This window comes from Rhizobium sp. P2_G2 (assembly GCF_056403555.1).
On sequence record NZ_JBFUFF010000003.1, the window covers coordinates 18,955 to 41,067 of the forward strand.

Consider the following 22,113-nt stretch of genomic DNA (forward strand, 5'->3'; position numbering starts at 1 on the left):
ACAGGCTTCATTTGCGAAGCACAGTCGATTGGCTGCCCACTGCTGTCACAGGACTTTCAGAACAAGAAATCGCCAGCGGAAAGCGCGCGCACCCTGCAGCGCCGCCGCACAGCGGCGCTGGGAAAATCGCCGATCGCCTGTTGCAAGGGCCTGCGCACAGAGCGCGCCCAATCGCTGCTGTATGGCAGCGGCCTCGTCATCGCCGGCCAATTCGATCGCTGGATCGGCGACAATTTCTTTCAGCTCCACACCGGCGACGGCATTTCTCCAACCGAGGTCTATCCAGTCGCACGCCCAACAAATGCGAAGCCGCCCAGTTGTCAATTGTCAAACTACCTGAAAATATCTCCGGGTACTGAGACTGCAGGAACGATGATGGACACCCAGGCTGACCCGCGGACCGATTTCGAAACGGCCGGACTATTCGATGCCGGTCACACCGCGTTTCTCGAGACCATCACGCATCTTCGCCCCGCTTTGCACCGCTACTGCGCGCGCATGACGAACTCCGTCCTCGATGGCGAGGACGTCATGCAGGAGGCGTTGTTCGAAGCCTATCGCAAATTGGCAATGCACGATCAGAGCATGGCGCTCAGCCATTGGCTCTTCCGCATCGCGCACAACCGATGCATCGACTTCCTGCGCCGGCGGCGTGTTCGCCAACAGGCGGAGACGGCTGTCATGCCGTCCGATGTCGTTCTTCCGATCGAGCCGCCGGGTGGCGGTGTCAGCCGTGCCGTTGAGCGACTGGTCTATCACCTCCCGCCCAAGGAACGCGCCTGCGTCCTCCTCAAGGACGTCTTCGACTATTCGCTCGACGAAATCGCCGATCTGGTCGGTTCGACATCCGGCGGCGTGAAATCCGCGCTCAGCCGCGGGCGCGCAAAACTGCAGGCATTGCCGCAGACGCCAGCAGCCGGATCGATGCCGAATGCCGAGGCCATGGAACTGCTGCGCCTCTATGTGGATCGCTTCAATCGGCGCGACTGGGACGGCGTGCGTGAGCTTGCCAGCGCCGATGCAAGGCTGCGGGTCGCCGATTGCTTCTCGGGCCGCCTGGCCGACTCGCCCTACTTTGTCGAATACGAACGTCCGATCATTCCCTGGCGCATGGCGCTGGGTTCGATCGACGGCGAAATGGTGGTCATCATCCTGCGCGCCGATCTCGCGGAGCAGACCCCATTCTCGGTGATCCGTCTCACCACGACCGAGGACAAGATCACCGGTATCACCGACTATATCAAGAGTTCCTGGATTCTCGACGCCGCAGAGCTGACCACGATCACCGACACTTGAAGCGGCACTCGGCCAAAAAATGCCGCTGTCAAAAAATGCGGTGGCCACGTATCCCGCGGCGACCGGGCTACGTCTTATGAGCGCAACCATCGTCGAACCCGCTCGAACCCGTTCGAACCGGCGTCGATGACAAAGGAGATCGCTCATATGACTTTAAAGACTTATTCCGGCGGCTGCCATTGTGGCGCGGTGCGTTTCCAAGCTGATGTCGATATCGCAGCAGGTACGATAAAGTGCAATTGTTCAAGCTGCACGAAAGCACGATCCTGGCTGATCTTCACGCCAGCCGACAGGTACCGGCTCGTCGCGGGTAGCGAAACCCAGGCCGAGTATCAGTGGATACCGCCTGGTCGATCGGAGCCATCGATCCAATTTCATTTCTGCAAGGCCTGCGGCATCCGCACGCCCGGCCGTGGCGATCTTGAAACCATGGGCGGTGTTTTCTACGCCGTTCAGGTTCAACTGCTCGACGATGTGAACCCGGATGAATTGGCCGCAGCACCAATTCACTATCTGGATGGCCGCCACGATCGCTTCGACCGACAACCTGCCGATATACGTCTGCTTTGAAGCCGCCCGAGCGGATCAGGAACTGTGGAAACGTGGTGGCAATGGTTATCGTCTGTTGCCACCACACCGCGCTCAATCGCACTCTTTGCGCCGTTTCTGACTTTCGGTTCGGTGCGGAGAAGGCCGCGTGCGGTCGGCGAGCACGTCGGCGCGTTACGGTTTCAATGACATCAGGGAGGGCGGGAGCATCGACCCCGTCGAAAGCATCATCACACTTTCGGCTGAAAACCTGGAATATCTTCCTCATAGGAATCGATGTCAGGTTTCAGTCGCTTCCTTTGCATGTCAGCGCGGGAGGGGCTCAACGTGTCGAAGCGTGAGACGAAGGCCGACAGGCCGCCATTGCAAGCCGCACCCCCTCCAGCAAATGCGCGAGGTCACTCTCGCGTTCGAACTCGGTGCCCCGCTCAATGTCGGTCTCGACGCCAAGGTCGGGTTTCATATCCACGGCTATGGTGATGTAGCGGGCGGCGGCGGCCTCGTTGCCACTCATCGCGTGAGCGGCCGCGCGGAGGATTTCTGGCGCGCGGTGGTGGAGGGGTAGTCCTTCGATCGCCTCGACCGCCTCGGCATAGCGGCCAAGCACGTAGAGCGCCATCGACCGATCGAAATGATACCATGGCGGATGAAACGGATTAAGGGCTGCCGCGCGATTAAGCCATCTAAGCCCGTCGAGCGCGTAACCCCGCATCGTGCGAAGATAACCCATTTGGGCAAGCGTGTCGGCATCGTAGGGGTTGAGGTCCAGTGCACGTTGCAGGTGCCCCTCCGCGGCAGCATGTTCGCGAAGATATAACCGCACCAGCGCCATAATGCGGTGGCAGCGCGCCTCTTCGGGCGCGAAGGTGAGAGCCTGAAGCGCATTATTGCGGCACGCCTCCAGGACAGGTCTTGGAGCAGAGCCATATTCGGCGATTATCAGGTCGCTCAGTGCGAGATAGGCGTAAGCCAACCCATAACTTGAATCGATCGCGATTGCGCGCAGGAAATAGTCTCTCGCCTTCTCGTTAACGTCCTGCCCATAACCTCTCAGATAGACAATTCCCCGCGTGAGATATTCGAAAGCGTGCAGGCTTGCAGCCGGTTTCGTTGCGCTACGGCGAAGTACGGATTCTTCGATATTGGCGACGAGACGACTGATAATGCGTCTGGCGATGATCAAGTCGATGCCCAGAAGATCGGCCTCGGCGCAATCAAAACTCTCGCCCCAGATCTGCCGGCTGCTCGGAGCATGCGTCAGCGTCACGGAGATACGGAAGCCGGCTGTCGTTCGGCGAAATGTCCCTTCGACGAGATGATCAGCGCCAAGTTTTTCGCTGACGACCTGCGGCGAGGGCCGGTTGGTCGCAGGAAAGGCAAAGGCCGATGCACGAGCGATGATGGTCACAGTCTTGAAACGGGCTAGACCATCGGTAATCTCTTCGATAATGCCATCCACCAGCACAGGGTCACTGTCACCAGCGACTGTGAAAGGGAGAACGGCAACGACCGGTTCGGAAGCCACCGTGGATACCGAGACATTCCTGGGAGACATTTGCGCCGCGCCCCTGACATTGGGATCGCCAATCTGCAGCGAATAGACATGGACTGGATCAGGGATGTTCTTGAGTTGCACTGCGCCGCGGTCGATAACCGCGACTTCGAGCCGTGCCCTGACTTGCCAGTAGGCCTGCTCGGACAAACATATGCAGCCGGGCTCGCAAACACCTTCAAGGCGCGCGGCCACATTCACCCCGTCACCCATCAGATCACCGTCGCTCTCTTGTACGACGTCACCCAGGTGAATGCCGATCCGCAACTCTACGCGGCGGTCGCTGGACCGGCCGGAATTGCGCTCCAGCATCTCCGTTTGGATTTTGATGGCGCACTGCACGGCATTTACGACACTGCCGAACTCGACAAGACTGCCGTCGCCGGTGCTCTTGACCACACGACCATGGTGCATGGCCACGGTGGGCTCGATAAGATCGCCGCGCAGCACTCGTAGCTGCGACAGGATATCGTCTTCGTCTATCCTCGCCAGCCGGCTGTATCCGACGACATCGGTGACCAAGATTGCTGCCAGCTTCCGGATTTCACTCATGCGGCACACTGCCCCATCTGGAGACCGGCAAGATACGGGGAGGCCAGGTCAAAGAAAAGATGCAAGTTGGCAAAATCGCCTCGGCCTTGGTTGGGAATGTGTGCTCGACAGGATTGGGTCAGCTTCTATTTGAAAACTTGACATGGTTTGCATGCAGGATTCGATTTCAGGTTTCGTTTCCCCCGGGCGGCGGAGAGATCGTCATCTATGCCATTAAGCCCCAATAACGGCGACCGATCAAATGGCGCCCGGCAAAGCCCGCCCCCAATCCAAGCACCATACCCCACCAAAAATCTCACAATGCAGTTGCGGTTATGGATCATCCCTACAAAGCAACAGGGCGAATTCCTGATTTTGCATCACCCGGCCGCTGGTCAGCCTCTCCAACCAGGCGGTGGAAATATCGGAGACGTCTTGAAGTCAAAGTTTGTCATGATCCACCCGCTTCCGTTCCTCATGAATATATATCTTAGAAATAGGAATTGATTGAGCGGAAGATCCGGGTGCGGAAAATGCACATAGTCGATGATAATATTGATAGAGTTGCCGTATTTCGTATTCAATACTTCATCCTCGACGTCGGCTTTGCCGTTTTTGGTGAGGAGTTTGAAGGCGGTCGTCAATTGGTCGGAATTGGACTTTGTTGACGTCGTTGAGCGTAAATCTTTCTCGAGGGCCGCAGACGCCTCATCAGGCCTGGCATCGGCCAAGAGTTTGGATATCCCCGCAGACGCGGCACCGGGCTCGACGACCGGATAGACATATTCGGCGGCAGAGGCTGGATAGACGTTCAGAAGCGCCAGAAACGCAATGTAGCAGCATGCTTTGTTCATTGTGCTCTCCCTGTGGTCACTGCTTTAAGATGAGCTTTCGCATTGGCTCGGCTTGTCGCGGAATTCCTGACTCTCCAACAACCAGCCTGTCTTGCGCTTTACGTGTCCGATGAGCATCATCTGCGGCACGACGTCGAAATCGGACTCCAAAATGAGCCAAGTCACCGACTATTTGATCGACCAAAATGGCAAAAACTGGAAGGAATTGCTCGCCGATTGGCTTGCGGTCTTTCCGCCCAGGTTCACGGTCTGGCTCGTCAACAAAGTCGGCGACATCATCGCTGTCTTCGAAGACGGGAGCGTCCATTTCCTCGATCTCGGAGCCGGCAGCCTGACGCGGATCGCCGACAATCAAAACGACTTTGCCGCTCGGCTCAAGCAGGGCGACAACGCCTCGATTTGGCTTGCAACATCGCTTGTCGATGGCTGCGTCGCTGCCGGCATGACTCTGGGTGAAGACGAGTGCTACAGCTACCGCATTCCGCCATTCCTGGGCGGTGAATATGCCGTCGAGAACCTGGAACCAACGGATTTGTCCGTTCACTACAGTGTCCTTGGACAAATATGGCAGCAGATCAAGGACCTGCCGGATGGCACACCTATGGGGAGCTTTTCGATAGGCGATCGATAAGGCCACGTTTGCCCAAGTCTTGAATTTCGCGGGCCGATCAAACCCTCAGCGACATCATCTCACTCATACAAAAGCTTCTCGCCATTTGCCCCCAACTTCGCCGCATAGAAGGCCAACCCAGTTCAGCGGCTTGGCAAGGCATCCTGCACGTCATGGCAGAGGAGTGCCCATCAGCTTCAATCATTCGTGATCCGCAGCCTCGTGCCCTCACGTCATCATAAAATAATCGTGATCAGGGCCGAATAAACTCCCTCGGCGATGCGTCTTCCACCATGCCGGCAGACCGCGCCAAAAGCGGTCGCGCGTGCGACTTTACCCGAGGGAGGCAAATGTTGCGGCTCAACGACCGACATGGTGATTTTACGCGTGCACCTGCTGCGCCGAGGCCTTTTGCGCTTCCCTTCACCAGACACAAATCCTTCATTTCGCAAGACAATTCATTGGCGGGAGGCATTCGATCAGCACTTCGATCTTGACTTGCCTCCGCCCGCACTGAAACATTGGATCATCGGCCCAGCGCCACAATCGGGAGCACTTACGTCCATGCGCACGTTCATCCGATCCGCCCTCATTCTCGGTACTTTGCTACTTCAGCCCTTCGCCGCCCACGCCGCCGGCGCCAACCACAGCGTGGTGACCGTCAAGGATGCGGATTATTTCGGTTTCGACCTGCGCACCGTGCAGAACCTGACGCTCGACCAATGCAAAACCACCTGCATGGGCGACGACCAGTGCAAGGCCTTCACCTATAATGTGAAAGCCAAGTGGTGCTTCCTGAAGTCGGATTTCAACAAGATGAACCCCTTCGTCGGCGCGATCGCCGGCAAGGTGGTCGACACCATAGCCGAGCCCGATATCGGCGCCGCACCGCCGCTGAAATTCCTCACCGAACAGCAGACCAACGACGCCAAACAGATGCGCGCCAATCTCGCGACCGCTGACGGCCAGGCCGATATGGGCCTGCAGTCGCTGCTGTTCATCGCCCGCAAGGACGTGACCTCCGGCACGATCGACCATGCGCTCGCCACGTTCAAGAGCGCGCTGGTGATCTCGCCCGACGATTCCCAGCTCTGGACCGAGATGGCCGATGCGGCCAACCGCATCACCGCCAACAGCGACGTCAACAATGCCGGCCTGCAGGCGGCGATCAACGCCTATCAGGTGAGCCGCAGCAAGGGCCTGCGTGCCGCAGCACTCTCCAGCCTCGCCAAGGCGCTGGCGAATATGGAGAATTACCGCCCGGCGCTGACCGCCTACAAGGCCAGCCTGAAGCTGGTGCAGAGCCCGGCGGTCGAGACCGCCTATGAGGACCTGCGCGCCCGCCAGGGTTTCCGCGTCACCGGCAACACCATCGACAATGACAATGCCAATCCGCGCGCCTGCGTGCAATTCTCCGAAGCGCTGGTGAAGAGCGGCACCGATTATTCGTCCTATGTCACCGTCGACGGCGCCGCCCCCAAGGCGATTTCCAACAAGGGCAGCCAGCTCTGCGTCGAAGGCCTCGTCCACGGCGACCGCTACAAGATCGCGCTGCGCGCCGGCCTGCCGTCCTCGGTCGACGAGCCCCTGCAGAACCAGGTCGACCTCGACGTCTATGTCAAGGATCGCGACGCCTCCGTGCGCTTCACCGGCGACAATTTCGTCCTGCCGGGCACGGCCCGCCATGGCATTCCGATCGTCTCGATCAACACGCCAAGCGCCCTGCTGAAACTCTATCGCATCGGCGACCGCAACATCACCTCGATCCTGACCAATTCGCAATTCCTCTCCCAGCTCGACGGTTATCGGGCGCAGACAGTCGAAAACGACCAGGGTCAGCTGATCTGGCAGGGCACGATCGACATCAAGTCGGAACTCAACAAGGAAGTCATCACCTCCTTCCCGGTCGACACGGCGCTGCCGAAGCGCGAACCCGGCATCTATGTCCTGACCGCCGTCGCCGGCGACAAGGACAGTTCCGACAATTGGGACGGCAAGTCGACGCAATGGTTCGTCGTCTCCGATATCGGCATTTCCACCTATGCCGGCACCGATGGCCTCAACGTCTTCACCCGTTCGCTCGCCTCCGCCAAGCCGCTGCCCGGCGTGACGCTGACGCTGCTGGCCCGCAACAATGAAGTGCTCGGCACCGCGACATCGGACCAGAACGGCCGCGCCGTGATCTCCGCCGGCCTGATGCGCGGCAAAGCCGGCATGACACCGGCCATGCTGACCGCCAGGAGTGGCGACAAGGACTATGTCTTCCTCGACCTGACCCGCGCCGGCTTCGATCTTTCCGACCGCGGCGTCACCGGCCGTGCCGCCCCCGGCGCCGTCGACGTGCTGAGCTGGACCGAGCGCGGCATCTACCGCGCCGGCGAAACCGTGCATGTCTCGGCCCTTGCCCGCGACATCGCCGCGCAAGCGATCGACAAGCTGCCGCTGACGTTCATCTTCACCCGCCCCGACGGCGTCGAAGATCGCCGCATGGTCGTCAATGACAGCCATGCCGGCGGCTATAATCTCGACCTGCCGCTGCTCAACACCGCCATGCGCGGCACCTGGACGGTCCGCGCCTATACCGACGTCAACCAGGCGGCGCTGAGCGAAGAGACCTTCCTCGTCGAAGATTTCACCCCCGACCGCATCGAATTCACCATGACGGCCAAGGATAAGGCCATCGAGCCCGGCCTGGCCGCCAAGGTCGACATCGACGGCCGTTTCCTTTATGGCGCGCCCGCTGCCGGTCTTGACCTCGAAGGCGATATCGGCGTCAAGCCGACCCATACCAGCGATGCCTATCCGGGCTATCTCTTCGGCCTCGCCGACGAGCAGGCCGGCGACGACACTCGCACGCCGCTCGATAACCTGCCGTCGCTCGACGACCAGGGCAAGGCCACGCTCGACATCAATCTGCCGAGCCTGCCCTCGACCACCCAGCTGCTGCAGGCCAATATCGTCGTCCGCATGAAGGAAGCCGGTGGCCGCGCCGTCGAACGCCACGTCACGCTGCCGGTCAGGACCGGCAATGAAGTGATCGGCATCAAGCCGGAATTCGACGGTTATGTCGGCGAGAATTCGCTGGCCGCCTTCCATGTCATCGCGCTCGACCGCGACGCCAAGAAGACCGCCATGACCGGCCTGACCTGGCGTCTGATGGCCATCGACCGCGACTACCAATGGTATCGCGATGGCACCTCCTGGCGCTATGAACCGGTCGACACGCCGAGACAAGTCGCCAGCGGCAATATCGACGTGACCACCGACGGCGCCCGTGTGCAGGCGCCGGTCACCTGGGGCCGCTATCGCCTGGAAATCGAGACCGCCAGCAGTGACGGCGCGACGTCGAGCGTCGAATTCGACGCCGGCTGGTATGTGCCGCAGGCCTCGACCGATACGCCGGATGGCCTTGAAATCGCGCTCGACCGCGACAGCTACAAGGTCGGCGATGTCGCCAAGCTGCATATCTCGCCGCGCTTTGCCGGCGAAGCGCTGATCAATGTCGGCACCGAAAGCGTTATCGAGACGATCAACGCCTCGGTTTCGAAGGACGGCACCGATATCGAAATCCCCGTCACCAAGGATTTCGGCGCCGGCGCCTATGTCACCGCGACGCTCTTCCGCCCCGGTGATGCACAGGCAAGCCGCATGCCGATGCGCGCCATCGGCGTCAAATGGCTGACGGTCGATCCGGGCGAAAACCATCTCGATGTGTCGCTGACCGCGCCTGACAAGATGCTGCCGCGCCAGCCGCTCGATATCGCCGTCGCCGTCAAGGGCGCCGGCGCCAATGAAGACGCCTATGTCACGGTCGCCGCCGTCGATGTCGGCATCCTCAACCTCACCAATTACGAACCGCCGGCGCCGGAAGACTGGTATTTCGGCCAGCGCCGGCTCGGCCTCGAAATCCGCGACATCTATGGTCGCCTGATCGATGGGTCGCTCGGCACGATGGGTGCGCTGCGCAACGGCGGTGACGGTACGGAAAGGCCGCTCGGCGCCAACCCGCCCACCCAGAAGCTGATCGCCTTCTTCTCCGGTCCGGTGAAGCTGGACGCGCAAGGCATGGCGCATGTCAAGTTCGACATCCCGCAGTTCAACGGCACGGCCCGCCTGATGGCGGTGGCCTGGACCAAGGCCGGCCTCGGCCATGCGACCCGCGACGTGATCATCCGCGACCCCGTGGTGATCACCGCCTCGATGCCGAAATTCCTCGCACCCGGGGATCAGGCGGAATTGCGCCTCGACGTTGCCGACACCGATGCGCCGGCAGGCGACTATACACTGACCATCTCGCCGGATCCGACGATCTCGATCGACAGCAAGGCGCAGACCCGCAAGGTGACGCTGACTGCCGGCGGCAAGACGGCGCTGATCGTGCCGGTCAAGGGTGGCCTGCCCGGCCAGGGCGCACTGACCTTGACGCTTGCCAGGGAGGGCGGCTTCAACATCACGCAGAATGTCGATGTCCTCGTCCGGCCCTCGACGCTACCGATGACCGAGCGGCGCCTGGTGCGCATCGATCCGGGTCGCACTCTGCTCGTCGACAGCCAGCTGCTGGCCAATTCGATCATGCAGGGCGCCTCGATCAGCGTCAACCTGACGCGGTCGCCGGCCTTCGACATACCCGGCCTCTTGATGTCGCTCGACCGCTACCCCTATGGCTGCGCCGAGCAGACCACCAGCCGCGCGATGCCGCTGCTCTATCTCAGCGAGCTCAACGCCAAGGCCGGCCTGCCGGATGACGGCGAAGTCAAGAAGCGCGTGCAGGAGGCCATCTATCGCGTGCTGTCCTACCAGGCCTCGACGGGCAGCTTCGGCCTCTGGGGTCCGGGCTCCGGCGACTTCTGGCTCGATGACTATGTCACCGACTTCCTGACCCGCGCCCGCGAGCAGAAATATGACGTGCCGGAACAGGCTTTGGTCTCGGCGCTCAACAATCTCGAAAACCAGCTCGGCTATGACAACAATGTCGCCGGCCGCGGCGAAGAGATGGCCTATGCGCTCTATGTGCTGGCCCGCAACCGCAAGGCCGCGATCAGCGACCTGCGTTACTATGCCGACACGATGATCGGCCAGTTCCCCACCGAACTGTCCAAGGCCTATATCGGCGCGGCCCTGGCGCTCTACGGCGACCACGAACGTTCCGAGCGCATCTTCGCCGAGGCCGCGCATCAGCAGGGTCTGCTGACCGAGGTCAACTGGGCTCGTTCCAACTATGGTTCGAACCTGCGCGACGATGCGGCGATCCTGGCTCTGGCGGCCGAAAGCCGTCCGATGTCGCAGATCGTGCCTGACATGACCAACGTCGTCGGCAAGGAATGGGAGAAGTCGACCTGGACCAGCACCCAGGAACAGGCCTGGCTGACGCTCGCAGCCCGCGCGCTCAAGGATGCCGACCAGGATATCCGCGTCGAGGTCAACGATCAGGTGAAGAAGGGCGGCTATGAAACCCGGCTGACGGGCGATGCGCTGCTGACCCATCCGATCAACATCGTCAACACTGCCAATGATCCGGTCACGGCAGTGGTGACGACGGTTGCTTCGCCCAAGGAGCCGCTGAATGCCGGCGGTAACGGCTTCGACATCTCGCGCGCTTACTATACGATGGACGGCGAGGAAGCCAATATCAGCGACATCAAGCAGAACGAGCGTTACGTCGTCGTCCTCAAGGTCAACGTCAACAACGACTGGTCGTCGCGCCTGATGGTCACCGACCTCCTGCCGGCCGGCTTCGAGATCGACAATCCGAGCCTGGTCAACAGCGCCGACCTGACGAATTTCGACTGGCTGCCGCAGACCCAGGCTGCCCATCTCGAATTCCGCTACGACCGGTTCCTGGCGGCGGTCGACCACAATCCGGGCGACAATTCCGAGATCACGCTCGCCTATGTCGTCCGTGCGGTGAACCCGGGCGTCTATGACCATCCGGCCGCACAGGTCGAAGACATGTACCGGCCGCAATTCTCGGCCCGTACCGCAGCCGGCAAGATGGAAGTCGACAAGCAATGAAGCTCGGGCACAGATTGCTGGCTTTCTCGGTGGTCCAGGCGGCATTGGCCGCCGGGATCACCTGGGGTCTGCATGCCGCCGACCGGGCCTTTCCGCCGCCGCTCACCGCGGCGTCGGAGCGTTCACGCGAAGTGCTGGATGCCGATGGCCAGCTGCTGCGCGCCTTCACCACCAAGGACGGCAAATGGCGCCTGAAGGTCAAGGCGTCCGACGTCGATCCGCGCTATCTCAAAATGCTGGTCGCCTACGAGGATCAGCGCTTCTACGATCATGACGGCATCGATCTCGTCGCCATGAGCCGCGCCTTCCTCCAGGTCTTCACCCATGGCCATGTCGTCTCCGGCGCTTCGACGCTGTCCATGCAGGTGGCGCGCCTGATCGAGCCGCGGCCGGAACGCTCCCTGGGCGCCAAGCTCTTGCAGATGGCCCGCGCCGTGCAGATCGAACGGCGGCTGACCAAGGCTGAGATCCTCGATCTCTATCTCAATCTCGCCCCCTATGGCGGCAATGTCGAAGGCATCCGCTCGGCGAGCCTCGCCTATTTCGGCCGCGAGCCGAAACGGCTGACCGTCGGCGAGGCCGCCCTGCTCGTCGCGCTGCCGCAATCGCCCGAACGCCGCCGCCCGGACCGCTTCTACGACAATGCCCGCGCCGCCCGCGAACGCGTGCTGGAGCGGCTGTCGGTCGAGACCGTCATCGGCGACAGCGAAGCCGGCCGCGCCCGTTTCACCGCCATTCCGCGCCGGCGCCTGATGCCGGCCTTCGCCGCCCATATCGCCGAGGCAGCCCTGCGCAAGCAGCCGAAGCAGCAGGTCTTCAAGACGACGCTGAAGCGCAATATCCAGCGGGCGCTGGAAGACGTGGCCCGCGATGCCGCGTCGCGGCTTGGCCCGAAAGTCTCGGTCGCCATGGTCATGGCCGATGCCCGCACCGGCGCCATCGTCGCTGAGATCGGCTCGGCCAATTATTTCGACGCCAGCCGCTTCGGCTGGATCGACCAGACGCGCATCCTGCGCTCGCCCGGCTCGACGCTGAAACCGTTCATCTATGGGCTCGCCTTCGAAGACGGCATGATCGCCCAGCAGACGATCATCGAAGACCGTCCGGCCGATTTCTCCGGCTATCGGCCGAAGAATTTCGACACATCCTACCAGGGCGACGTCACCATCCGCCAGGCGCTGCAGATGAGCCTCAACGTACCGGCGGTGCGCGTGCTCGATGCGGTGGGTACGACGAAACTGCTCGTCCGCTTCCGCCGCGCCAACGTCAAGCCGGTGCTGCCGACCGACGACACGCCGGGCCTGGCGATCGCGCTCGGCGGCGTCGGCATCACGCTGCATGATCTTGTGCAACTCTATTGCGGGCTGGCCAATCGCGGCCATCCGGTCAATATCGGCGACGGCATCCACGAGCAGCCGAGCCAGATCGACGGCGAGCCGATCCTCGATGCGGTCGCCGACTGGCAGGTGACCGATATCCTCTCCGGCATGCGCCCGCCGCTCGGCGCCATCAATCGCGGCATCGCCTACAAGACCGGCACCAGCTATGGCTTTCGCGACGCCTGGACGGTCGGCTTCGATGGCCGCTACGTGCTCGGCGTCTGGGTCGGCCGCGCCGACAATGCCGCGATCCCCGGCCTTTCCGGCTTCGTCTCGGCCGCGCCCATCCTGTTCGACGCCTTTGCCAAATCGGGCGTGGCCTATACGCCGCTGCACGAAGCACCGGCCGGTGCGTTCAGGCTCTCGGAGTCGGAGCTGCCGGTCACCCTCAAACGCTTCGCCCGCAATGCCAATGGCCTCGTGACGATCAGCGCACGCGAACCTGCACCGCAGATCGTCTATCCGCCCGAGGATGCGCAGATCGAGCTCGACCTCGCGACAGCCGACGCCATGCCGCTGTCATTGAAACTGCAGGGCGGCAGGCCGCCGTTCCGCTGGCTGGCGAACGGCAGGACGCTGGATGATCCGACCCGCAACCGGACCTATCAATGGCAGCCGGACGGGGCGGGGTATTCGACGCTGACGGTGATTGATGCCGTCGGGCGGGCGGCGACGGTGCATGTGTTTTTGAAGTAGGCATGCACGGTGGCGACACGACTGTTGGGTCTACCCCATTTCCGGACGGAGAACCGGTATCCACTTCTCCTGGAATTGCTCTGGGAATACGCAGCTCTGCCTATTTCAACCCGACTACTCATCGTTTGCAGAGGAACTATGTATGCAGTTTGAGATCCGCTTTCGAAGGACACATAAGAAACCAATTGCAGTGGAAATTGAATGCGCCGCCGACGCGGACTATGGCGTCAAGCTCCGCGAGGCCCTGGGCCAGGCGCTGGAAGCCAATGCAGATCTGACGGGGGCGGAGCTCAAAGGGATCAACCTTCAGGACGCACTTTTGCGAGGAGCCGACCTCAGCGACGTCGATTTGCGGAAAGCGGACTTGCGGGGCGCTGCGCTGACAGGCACCGATCTGACCGGCGCCGACCTTCGGGAGGTTGATCTCAGGGACGCCGATATGGCAGGCGCCACGCTGACGGGCGCCGATCTCAGGGGCGCCATCCTGCCGGCTGCGCCGAAAATCGACAATATCCACCGGACTGTCTACGCTGCGGCATCGCGACCCGGCGCACTTGATATGGAATACTGGCATACTTCGGAGACAACGCACAGCCGTGCCGGCTGGGTCGTGACATCCGCCGGAGATGCGGGACTGAAACTCGAAGAGAGCGTCGGTACGGCGACTGCGGCGATCCTGATCTATCTGGCCAGCGATCCGACAATCGATCGCGTTCCAGATTTTTACAGCGAAAATGCCGAGGCACTCGCCGACATGAAACGTCTGGCCGACGCCGAAGAGGCGAGATGATGGACCACAACGCGCTGGAAGGCTGTAAATGAGCGCAGCGCAGTCTGCCTTCCAGCAAGTTGGCCCAGTCGGCCCGAAGCTGCGATTTCGGCCAACTCGCAGAACAATCGTGGAATATGTAACATTAAAGTGGCTCGACCGCCCAGAGGGGGGTGCCACACGGTAAAATGCCGAAGCCCCAAGCAATCGCAGCGACAGCCGCTAAGCCACCAACTGCCCCGCCTCACCCTTCGCCGCATCGCCAATCCTGAACTGCCCAATCAGCGCCATGAGATTATCAGCCTCCGTGGCGAGATGCTGGGTGGCGGCATTGGTCTCCTCCACCATGGCCGCATTCTGTTGCGTCATATGATCCATCGAATTGACGGACGCATTGACTTCACCCAATGCAAGCGCTTGGTCACGGCTCGCCACGGCGATCATCTCCACCCGTTCGGAGACGGTGACGATTTTTTCCGAAATCTCCGTCAGGACCCTGCCGGTCTCCTGCACCAACTGCGATCCTGCTGACACTTCATTACTCGACGTTTCAATCAGGCCCTTGATTTCCTGCGCCGCCTGTGCCGACCGCTGCGCGAGCTCGCGCACTTCCTGCGCCACGACCGCAAAGCCCTTGCCGGCCTCTCCGGCGCGTGCCGCTTCAATGCCGGCATTCAGGGCCAGCAGGTTGGTTTGAAAGGCGATTTCATCGATCACGCTGATGATCTGGACGATCTGGTTCGAGGCTCCCTCGATCCGGCCCATGGCATCGATCGCATTTGCGACGACCACCGAGGACGCATCCGCGGACTGCTTGGTCTCGGAGACGATCTGATTGGCCTCCTGCGCCCGCTCGGAAGAGGATTTGACCGTCACGGTAATCTCCTCGACCGCTGCCGCGGTTTGTTCGAGAGAGGCGGCCTGCTGTTCGGTGCGCTTGGACAGTTCGTCGACCGCCGCACTCATCTCGCCGGCATTGCGCTGGATCAGGAAGATATTGTCGCGGACATTCGCCATCGTCGTCTGCAACCGTAGCAGCGACGTGTTGAAATCACTGCGCAGCTGTTCGAGACGGCCGAAGAAAGGCGTCTCGATCGTCTGCGAAATATCACCCTGCGACAACCGGCCGAGGCCTGCGGCAAGCGCATTGACGGCAAAGTCGATCTGGCCGTCGATATCGAGCTTTTCCTGGTCATTGCGCAGGCGCTCGGCTTCCGCAGTGGCGCGCTCGGCTTCGCTCTGGCGTTCGATCTCGATCTTGGCGACCGCATTCTGCTTGAAAACGCCGAGCGCGCGCGCCATTTCGCCGATTTCGTCGACGCGCGCTTGCCCATTGATCGCTGTGTCGAGCTTTCCTTCCGAGAGCTTGCGCATGGCCGACGTGATCTGCCCGATCGGCCCCTTGAAGGTCATGACCAATCCGATGCCGGCAAAGATGGCGATCAAGATTCCGGCCAGCGTCGTGCCGATCGAGATAGAATTGGCGCTGTCGCGCTCCGCTCCGGCGCTTTGCATCTGCGACTGGGCGAACTGGGTGAGATGTTGCCAGACCGCGCCGATTTCAGCGGAGCCAACGGCAAATTCGGTGCTGCGCTTCTCGCTGATATCAACCAGAGCCTGGCTGTGGGACAGCAGGCTGTCCGCCACTTTGCCAAGCTGCGTTCCCAAATCCTTGAACTCTGCAATGCTGCCGGAATTCGTCAGCAGCCCGCCAATGCTCTTCTTCATGAACTGCAGCCTGTCGGACACCGCAGCCTGGTTGCTCTTGCTTGCCTCGAGCAGAAAACTTGCAAACTGGATCTTGACGTTGAAGACATCCTCTACGATCTGCTTGGCGGCGAGCGTGGCGCGATCGACCGGGATCGCCGCGGTCTTCGCTTTGGTCAGCTGTGCCGCCGCCTCGCGCATTTTTTCGCCATAGGCGTCAATCAGCCTGGCCAATGTCTTTTTCGCGGCAACCGCGCTCTCGGTCAGCGTGTCATTCGGCAGGACGGAGGTCACGTCGACTGCCGCCTGCAACGCCTTGAAGGATTGGTCGAATTCATTCGGAAGCAGCTTGAACGCCACCGGCAGATTGCTCTCCAGCAGGCCGCGTTGCCAGCTGAAGCCGGCAATCAGTGCCTTGACCGCGGCCTGCTTGTCGCCAACGGATTTTGCCGCATCGAATTTGTCGAAGCCACCGGCGATTGCCTGGATGACATTGTCTATTTTGCTGGCGGCGAGAAAGATCTTGTCGGCCGCGTCCGTGTCCTTCTTCATCAGGAACTGAAGCTTGGCGCTATTGGTCTTGAGTCCCGCCTGCAGCTTGGTCAAAGCGTCCATGTCGCTCTTGATCTCAGCCTGCACAGCGCTTTCGTCCTCGAAAAGCTTCCAGAGCGTTTCGATCTGAGCGTCCGTGTGACCGACGCCCTCGATGGCCGCCGTCAGGTCCGAAGCGCCGGCCGCCTTTCCTGCCAGCGAGGCGCGGACCGTCTCAAGTATGGTCTTCTGATTGGCCAATTGAGCGAGAACGGCGTCGCGCGCATTCGTGGACGAATGTTCGAGAAACTGGTTCATCGCCGCCGAGACGTCGCGGAAACCGCCAAGGGAGCGCATGATCTCGCTCGACAGCACAAGTCTGTTGCTCAGGGTGCGTGACGTCGCAAAGCCGATGACGCCGACTGCGCAGATACACAAGATGAACGGCACGACGAAGATCGATACCTTCGTCTGTATCTTGAAGCGCGAAAGAAGGTCATCGATTCTCACGGAGCAACTCCTTGATCGCTGTCGCATCGCATCGGATGCGGGTGTCGTCACACTGTTCGAATTTTGGTGGAATCGCATTTGAGAGAGGTTGGACGCGACAGTCGTGTCGCATCGGTGTGCTTTCGGCGCTTCCGGCCATCGGCGTTCCGCAGTGTTGACACCCCATCGGCCCTGCTGCGTTGATCGAAGGCGCGCATCTCCCAACGAGGCAAGGCTCGCAGATGCTTGCTCCCTCTTCTCCCATCGGGGAGAAGTTGGCCCATAGAGGCCGGATGAGGGGGGCGCCCCACGCGCGAAGCCCTCATCTGTCCTTAGGACAACTTCTCCCCGCGGGGGAGAACAGGGAGGGCGCGGCTACGCCCTGCCTTTGCGCTTCTGCCTGTAGACGTCGATCGCCACCGCCGCGACGATGATCGCGCCCTTGACGATTTCCTGGTAATACGCACCCACCCTGAGGAAGGTGAAGCCCGACGTCACCACGCCGAGAATGATCGTGCCGATCACCGTGCCCGTGATCCGTCCGACGCCACCCGCCAGCGACGTGCCGCCGATCACCGCGCCGGCAATCGCGTCCAGTTCGAAGCCGATGCCCATATTCGGCTGGCCGGACTGGGCACGAGCCGCGAGCATCACGCCGGCGAGGCCGGAGAGCAGGCCGGCAACGGCATAGACCTTGATCAGGTGTCGGCCGATATCGATACCCGAGACGCGGGCCGCCAGCGGATTGGCGCCGATCGCATAGGTGAACTTGCCGTAACGCGTATAGGCRAGCGCTATGTGGCAGATGATTGCCACAAGGAAGAAAATGATCACCGGCCGCGGCACCGGAAAGCCCGCAACCTCAAAGCTCTGTCCGAACCAGGCGAAATCCGGGCTGAGCAGCGCCACCGGCTGGCCTTCCGTGTACCAGCGCGCCAGACCGCGTGCCGACACCATCATGCCCAGCGTGGCGATGAAGGGCGGAATGCCGGTCTTGGCGATCAGGAAACCATTCAACCAGCCAAGCAGCAAGCCAAGCAGCAGGCCGGCAACGATCGCCCAGACCGGGCTCGCATCGATGAACCAGCTGAAACCGAACTTCGACCATTCCGGCTGCAGGAAGACGGCGCGCGAATTGATCGCCGTCTGCGCAAAGCTGGCGGCCACCATGGCGATGAAACCCACCATCGATCCTGACGACAGGTCGACGCCGCCGGTGATGATGACCTGGGTGACGCCCACGGCGATGATGCCGGTGACCGCCACCTGCAGCACGATGATCGAGATGCGCTGCTTATTGGCGATGAAGCTGTCGCCGATGAAATACCAGCCGAGCACCTCGAAGACCAGAATGATGCCGATCAGCACCGCAAGGATCGAAATCTCGGCCGGCAGTCTGCGGACCTTCTTCAGACCGGTGGCGGAAGTATTGCCTAATTCGTTTGTTCTCTCAGTCATAACCGTCTCCCCACACCGTCACCGATCAGTGTGACGCCAGTTCCATGATCTTCACCTGGTCCGCATCCTTGCGGTCCAGAATACCCGTCACACGTCCTTCATGCAGCACCAGGATGCGGTCGCTCATGCCGAGGACCTCAGGCATTTCCGACGAGATCATGATGACCGCCACCCCCTGCCCCGCCAGTTGCGAGATCAGCCGGTGGATTTCCGCCTTGGCGCCGACATCGATGCCGCGCGTCGGCTCGTCGAGGATGAGAATCTTCGGGTCGGTCATCAGCCAGCGGCTGATCAGCACTTTCTGCTGGTTGCCGCCGGACAGGTTCAGGATGCGCTCATGCATGTCGGGCGTGCGCACCCGGAGCCGATTGGCCATGGTAGCCGCATCGCGCGACAGCTTGCCCTGCTGCACGAAGCCGAAATTGACATAGCGGTTCTGCAGCACCGCCATCTGGGCATTTTCCTGGATGTCGAGCAGCAGGAAGCAGCCTGTTTCCTTGCGATCTTCCGTCAGGAAGGCCATGCCATGCCGCATCGCCACCGCCGGCGACGACATCTTGACCTCCTCGCCGCGGATGAAGATCTGGCCGGAATTGGCCGGCGTGACGCCGAAGATCGTCTCGGCGACATTGGAGCGCCCGGAGCCGACCAGCCCGGCAAAGCCGAGAATCTCGCCGGCGCGGACATCAAAACTGACATCGTGGAAGATGCCCTTCAGCGTCAGGTTCTTGACCGAAAGCACCACATCGCCGATCGGCACCGTCTCCTTGGGGAACATCTGCGTGATTTCGCGGCCGACCATCATGCGGATGATGTCGTCACGGGTGACCTCGCTCGACGGCTTGGTGGCAATATAGTGTCCATCGCGAAACACCGAGACCTCGTCGGCGATCTCGAACAGCTCGTTCATCTTGTGGGTGATGTAGATGATGCCTTTGCCTTCGGCCTTCAGCGACCGGATGATGCGGAAGAGGTGGCTCACCTCCTTTTCCGTCAGCGCCGAGGTCGGCTCGTCCATGATCAGCACATCGGAATTGTAGGAGACCGCCTTGGCGATCTCGACCATCTGCCGGCTGGCGACCGACAGCCGGCCGATCTTGATCTCGGGGTCGATATCGATATCGAGCCGCTTGAACAGCGCCTCCGTCATACGGTTCATCTCGCCGTGATTGATCAGGCCGAAACGGCTCCTCGGCTCGCGGCGGATCCAGATATTCTCGGCCACGGTCATCGGATTCATCAGGTTGAGCTCCTGATGGATCATGGCGATACCGTTTTCCAGCGCATCGAGCGGGCTCTTGAGGCGGATGTCCTGGCCGCGCAGCTTGAAGCTGCCGGTGTCGGGCGTGTAGATGCCGGCGAGAATCTTCATCAGCGTCGACTTGCCGGCGCCGTTTTCGCCCATCAGCGCATGCACCGTGCCGCGCTTGAGCTTGAGCTCGACCTTGTCGAGTGCGACGACGCCGGGAAATTCCTTGCGCACATCCTCCACTTCGAGAAGGTATTCGGAGCCGGGCACCGCACCGCTTTCGCGCACGGCCTGCATCGTGGACGGGCTGACTGTCATGGGCATGATCCTTGCAACGGCACTATCCTTGGAGCATACCGTGCGCCGCCCCTTGACAGGGCGACGCACGGCAATCGGATACCCTCGCCGATCAGTTCTTGGTCACGAACTTGGCCATGTTGTCAGGCGTGACCAGCTGGAACGGGATCCAGACCTTCGTCTCGACCTTCTCGCCCTTGGCGAGCTTGATCGCCGCGTCGACCGCGCCGGAACCCTGGCCGAACGCATCCTGGAAGACGGTGACGTCGAGATCGCCGTTCTTCATGTAAGCCAGCGCTTCCTGAGTGGCGTCGACGCCGCCGACGACGACATCCTTCATATCCCAGCCGGCAGCCTTCATGGCGTTGATCGCGCCGATCGCCATATTGTCGTTGTTGGCGATCACGGCGGCAGGCTTGTGGCCGGCGGCGATCCAGTTGGTCATCAGGTCCTGCGCCTTGACCGGATCCCAGACGGCGGTCTGCTCGTCGAGGATCTTCATGCCAGCGCAGTCCGGCGTGGCGATCACGTCATGGATGTCCTTGGTGCGCTGTACGGCGGCCTGGTTGGCAAGGTCGCCTTCCATGACCAGGATGTCGCCCTTGCCCTTGAGCAGGCGGCAGACTTCCTTGGTTTCCAGCGTGCCGGAATCGGCTTCGTTGGAAGCGACGAACGCACCCTTGGGACCGAGCGCATCGACGTCGATCGGCTGGCGATTGACATAGACGATCGGGATGCCGGCATCGTTGGCGAGTTTGGTCATCGGTGCCGAGGCCGAGGTATCGACCGCATTGACTATGATCGCATCGACCTTGGCGGCAATGAAGTTCTGGATCTGCGACAGCTGCTTCTGCACATCGTCGTCGGCGATTTCGATCTGCACCGGCTGGTTGGCATCCGCCGCAGCCTTCTCGATACCCTTGCGCAGCACCGTCAGGAACGTATCGGAATCGGCCATCGACACGCCGATCGTGCCGGCATGCGCCGAAGCCGCCATGATCGCGGCCATCGCTGTTCCGAGCAGGAATTTCTTCATTGTCTTTCTCCTCCACATGCGGTGTCCGGCGGCACCTCACTTGAACCGGAACCCCGTTCTTCGGGGCCAACTGTTTGCGGATATCTCCCAATATCCAATATGGAACATAAAATCCGTCATTCCATATTTCGGAATGTTTATTCCATTTTCTGCGGCTGTCAATCCGGTCCGTTCCCTTTTTTGTGGAACGGACCGGATTTCGCCCTCGCTCATCGAACTTTCAGACCGGCCGGTCGATATAGTCCATGCTGTCTTTGATCATCTTCTCAGGATCGGCATTGTCGTGTACCGACGCCGCGAACGGCTCGAACGAGAAGTAGCCGTCGTAACCAGCGGCGCTGAGCGCCCTGATCTGGCTGACATTGTCCATCCGGTCGCCCGGCCCGACCATGACGCGATGCGCATCCAGCATATCGTCGATGCCGACGGCAGTGTCGGTGACACCGGAAATATGCACCAGTCCGGTCCGCTCGGCAAAAATTTCCGGTTCGCCAGCGAGCACGTGATGGAATGTATCATGCACCAGGCGAAAAATGCCGGTGCCGCCGACGGCATTGATGGCGTCGACCGCCTCCCGCTTGGAGCGCAGCGAACAGATCTGGAAGCCGAGCGGCTCGACCAGGCCGGTCAAGCCGTGATCGGCCAGGATCGGCTTCAGCGCCTTGAGCGATACCCGCACATTGCCCTGCCGCTCGCCTTCCGCCCGGCCGCTGCCGTCATTGACGGGCACCAGGACCAGCGCCTTGGCACCGCAATCGCGGGCATAGGCCGCAAGCTCGACCGCTTCCTTTTCCCGCGCATCATTCCATTCGTTGAAGCGCTGCAAGGCATTGATCGAAATGATGTCCAGACGGGCTTCGCCGGCCAGGTCGCGGATTTTTGCCGGCGGCGTGCCGTCGAGAATGGCGTTGCCGGCGAGGTCGTTGCGGATTTCCACCGCGCTGATGCCGAGCGATTTTGCAAGCTCGAAAAACTTGGAAACGCCGAGACGCGGCGCGGTCATATGGTTCAATGCGTATTTCATTCTGCCTCATTCCGGCGCTTATGTCAGCGGCCGGTTCCTCCGGTTTCGCGCATAAGTCAGCAGGTTCGGAGGCT

Annotated in this window: 13 protein-coding genes; 6 read left to right on the top strand and 7 right to left on the bottom strand. The window is 61.3% G+C overall.

Annotated features, from left to right (window positions below; genetic code table 11):
• The first annotated feature begins 375 nt into the window (after positions 1 to 375).
• Positions 376 to 1,296, top strand: coding sequence for a sigma factor (locus AC1D06_RS03800; RefSeq protein ID WP_477985101.1), 921 nt, complete (start codon positions 376 to 378; stop codon positions 1,294 to 1,296).
• A 147-nt stretch (positions 1,297 to 1,443) separates the two neighbouring features.
• Positions 1,444 to 1,866 carry a GFA family protein gene (locus tag AC1D06_RS03805; protein WP_477985103.1) on the top strand — a complete coding sequence of 141 codons (423 nt, stop codon included), beginning with the start codon at positions 1,444 to 1,446 and terminating at the stop codon, positions 1,864 to 1,866.
• Positions 1,867 to 2,167: 301 nt separating this feature from the next.
• On the opposite strand, the gene AC1D06_RS03810 is transcribed toward AC1D06_RS03805, so the two are convergent.
• Together AC1D06_RS03810 and AC1D06_RS03815 are read right to left on the bottom strand one after the other, a co-directional pair.
• Positions 2,168 to 3,949, bottom strand: coding sequence for an adenylate/guanylate cyclase domain-containing protein (locus tag AC1D06_RS03810; protein WP_477985105.1), 1,782 nt, complete (start codon positions 3,947 to 3,949; stop codon positions 2,168 to 2,170).
• Positions 3,950 to 4,323: 374 nt separating this feature from the next.
• Entirely contained in the window at positions 4,324 to 4,782 is a 459-nt protein-coding gene (locus AC1D06_RS03815; RefSeq protein WP_477985107.1) for a hypothetical protein, read from the bottom strand.
• A gap of 151 nt (positions 4,783 to 4,933) precedes the next feature.
• Here AC1D06_RS03815 and AC1D06_RS03820 point away from each other — a divergent pair, with 151 nt between their 5' ends.
• The 4 genes from AC1D06_RS03820 to AC1D06_RS03835 all read left to right on the top strand — a co-directional run bounded on the left by AC1D06_RS03820 (position 4,934) and on the right by AC1D06_RS03835 (position 14,269).
• Entirely contained in the window at positions 4,934 to 5,413 is a 480-nt protein-coding gene (locus AC1D06_RS03820) for a DUF1851 domain-containing protein (protein WP_477985109.1), read from the top strand.
• Positions 5,414 to 5,956: 543 nt separating this feature from the next.
• Entirely contained in the window at positions 5,957 to 11,404 is a 5,448-nt protein-coding gene (locus AC1D06_RS03825) for an alpha-2-macroglobulin family protein (protein ID WP_477985111.1), read from the top strand.
• Positions 11,401 to 13,479 (top strand): penicillin-binding protein 1C, encoded by a 2,079-nt coding sequence (gene pbpC, locus AC1D06_RS03830; RefSeq protein WP_477985113.1) that lies wholly within the window; start codon positions 11,401 to 11,403, stop codon positions 13,477 to 13,479. The genes AC1D06_RS03825 and pbpC overlap by 4 nt, the downstream gene beginning before the upstream one ends.
• Before the next feature lie 142 nt (positions 13,480 to 13,621).
• On the top strand, positions 13,622 to 14,269 hold the full coding sequence (locus AC1D06_RS03835) for a pentapeptide repeat-containing protein (protein ID WP_477985115.1): 648 nt from the start codon (positions 13,622 to 13,624) through the stop codon (positions 14,267 to 14,269).
• A gap of 201 nt (positions 14,270 to 14,470) precedes the next feature.
• Here AC1D06_RS03835 and AC1D06_RS03840 read toward each other — a convergent pair whose 3' ends face one another.
• The 5 genes from AC1D06_RS03840 to AC1D06_RS03860 form a co-directional block, all read right to left on the bottom strand.
• Entirely contained in the window at positions 14,471 to 16,996 is a 2,526-nt protein-coding gene (locus AC1D06_RS03840) for a methyl-accepting chemotaxis protein (RefSeq protein WP_477985117.1), read from the bottom strand.
• A 354-nt stretch (positions 16,997 to 17,350) separates the two neighbouring features.
• Complete coding sequence (locus AC1D06_RS03845) at positions 17,351 to 18,433, bottom strand: ABC transporter permease (protein ID WP_477985119.1); 1,083 nt, start codon at positions 18,431 to 18,433, stop codon at positions 17,351 to 17,353.
• Positions 18,434 to 18,458: 25 nt separating this feature from the next.
• The gene (locus tag AC1D06_RS03850; RefSeq protein ID WP_477877141.1) at positions 18,459 to 20,000 is read right to left on the bottom strand and encodes a sugar ABC transporter ATP-binding protein; all 1,542 of its coding nucleotides are present in this window, start codon (positions 19,998 to 20,000) and stop codon (positions 18,459 to 18,461) included.
• Between the two features lie 91 nt (positions 20,001 to 20,091).
• Positions 20,092 to 21,015, bottom strand: coding sequence for a sugar ABC transporter substrate-binding protein (locus AC1D06_RS03855; RefSeq protein ID WP_477877140.1), 924 nt, complete (start codon positions 21,013 to 21,015; stop codon positions 20,092 to 20,094).
• Positions 21,016 to 21,235: 220 nt separating this feature from the next.
• On the bottom strand, positions 21,236 to 22,039 hold the full coding sequence (locus AC1D06_RS03860) for a TIM barrel protein (protein WP_477877139.1): 804 nt from the start codon (positions 22,037 to 22,039) through the stop codon (positions 21,236 to 21,238).
• Between the last annotated feature and the right edge of the window lie 74 nt (positions 22,040 to 22,113).

Excerpts from the sequence above, each read along its gene's own strand:
- AC1D06_RS03835 (WP_477985115.1), top strand. The coding sequence starts at position 13,622 with ATGCAGTTTGAGATCCGCTTTCGAAGGACACATAAGAAACCAATTGCA.
- AC1D06_RS03820 (WP_477985109.1), top strand. The coding sequence starts at position 4,934 with ATGAGCCAAGTCACCGACTATTTGATCGACCAAAATGGCAAAAACTGG.
- AC1D06_RS03810 (WP_477985105.1), bottom strand. The coding sequence starts at position 3,949 with ATGAGTGAAATCCGGAAGCTGGCAGCAATCTTGGTCACCGATGTCGTC.
- AC1D06_RS03825 (WP_477985111.1), top strand. The coding sequence starts at position 5,957 with ATGCGCACGTTCATCCGATCCGCCCTCATTCTCGGTACTTTGCTACTT.
- AC1D06_RS03860 (WP_477877139.1), bottom strand. The coding sequence starts at position 22,039 with ATGAAATACGCATTGAACCATATGACCGCGCCGCGTCTCGGCGTTTCC.
- AC1D06_RS03805 (WP_477985103.1), top strand. The coding sequence starts at position 1,444 with ATGACTTTAAAGACTTATTCCGGCGGCTGCCATTGTGGCGCGGTGCGT.
- AC1D06_RS03855 (WP_477877140.1), bottom strand. The coding sequence starts at position 21,015 with ATGAAGAAATTCCTGCTCGGAACAGCGATGGCCGCGATCATGGCGGCT.
- pbpC (WP_477985113.1), top strand. The coding sequence starts at position 11,401 with ATGAAGCTCGGGCACAGATTGCTGGCTTTCTCGGTGGTCCAGGCGGCA.
- AC1D06_RS03800 (WP_477985101.1), top strand. The coding sequence starts at position 376 with ATGGACACCCAGGCTGACCCGCGGACCGATTTCGAAACGGCCGGACTA.
- AC1D06_RS03850 (WP_477877141.1), bottom strand. The coding sequence starts at position 20,000 with ATGACAGTCAGCCCGTCCACGATGCAGGCCGTGCGCGAAAGCGGTGCG.
- AC1D06_RS03815 (WP_477985107.1), bottom strand. The coding sequence starts at position 4,782 with ATGAACAAAGCATGCTGCTACATTGCGTTTCTGGCGCTTCTGAACGTC.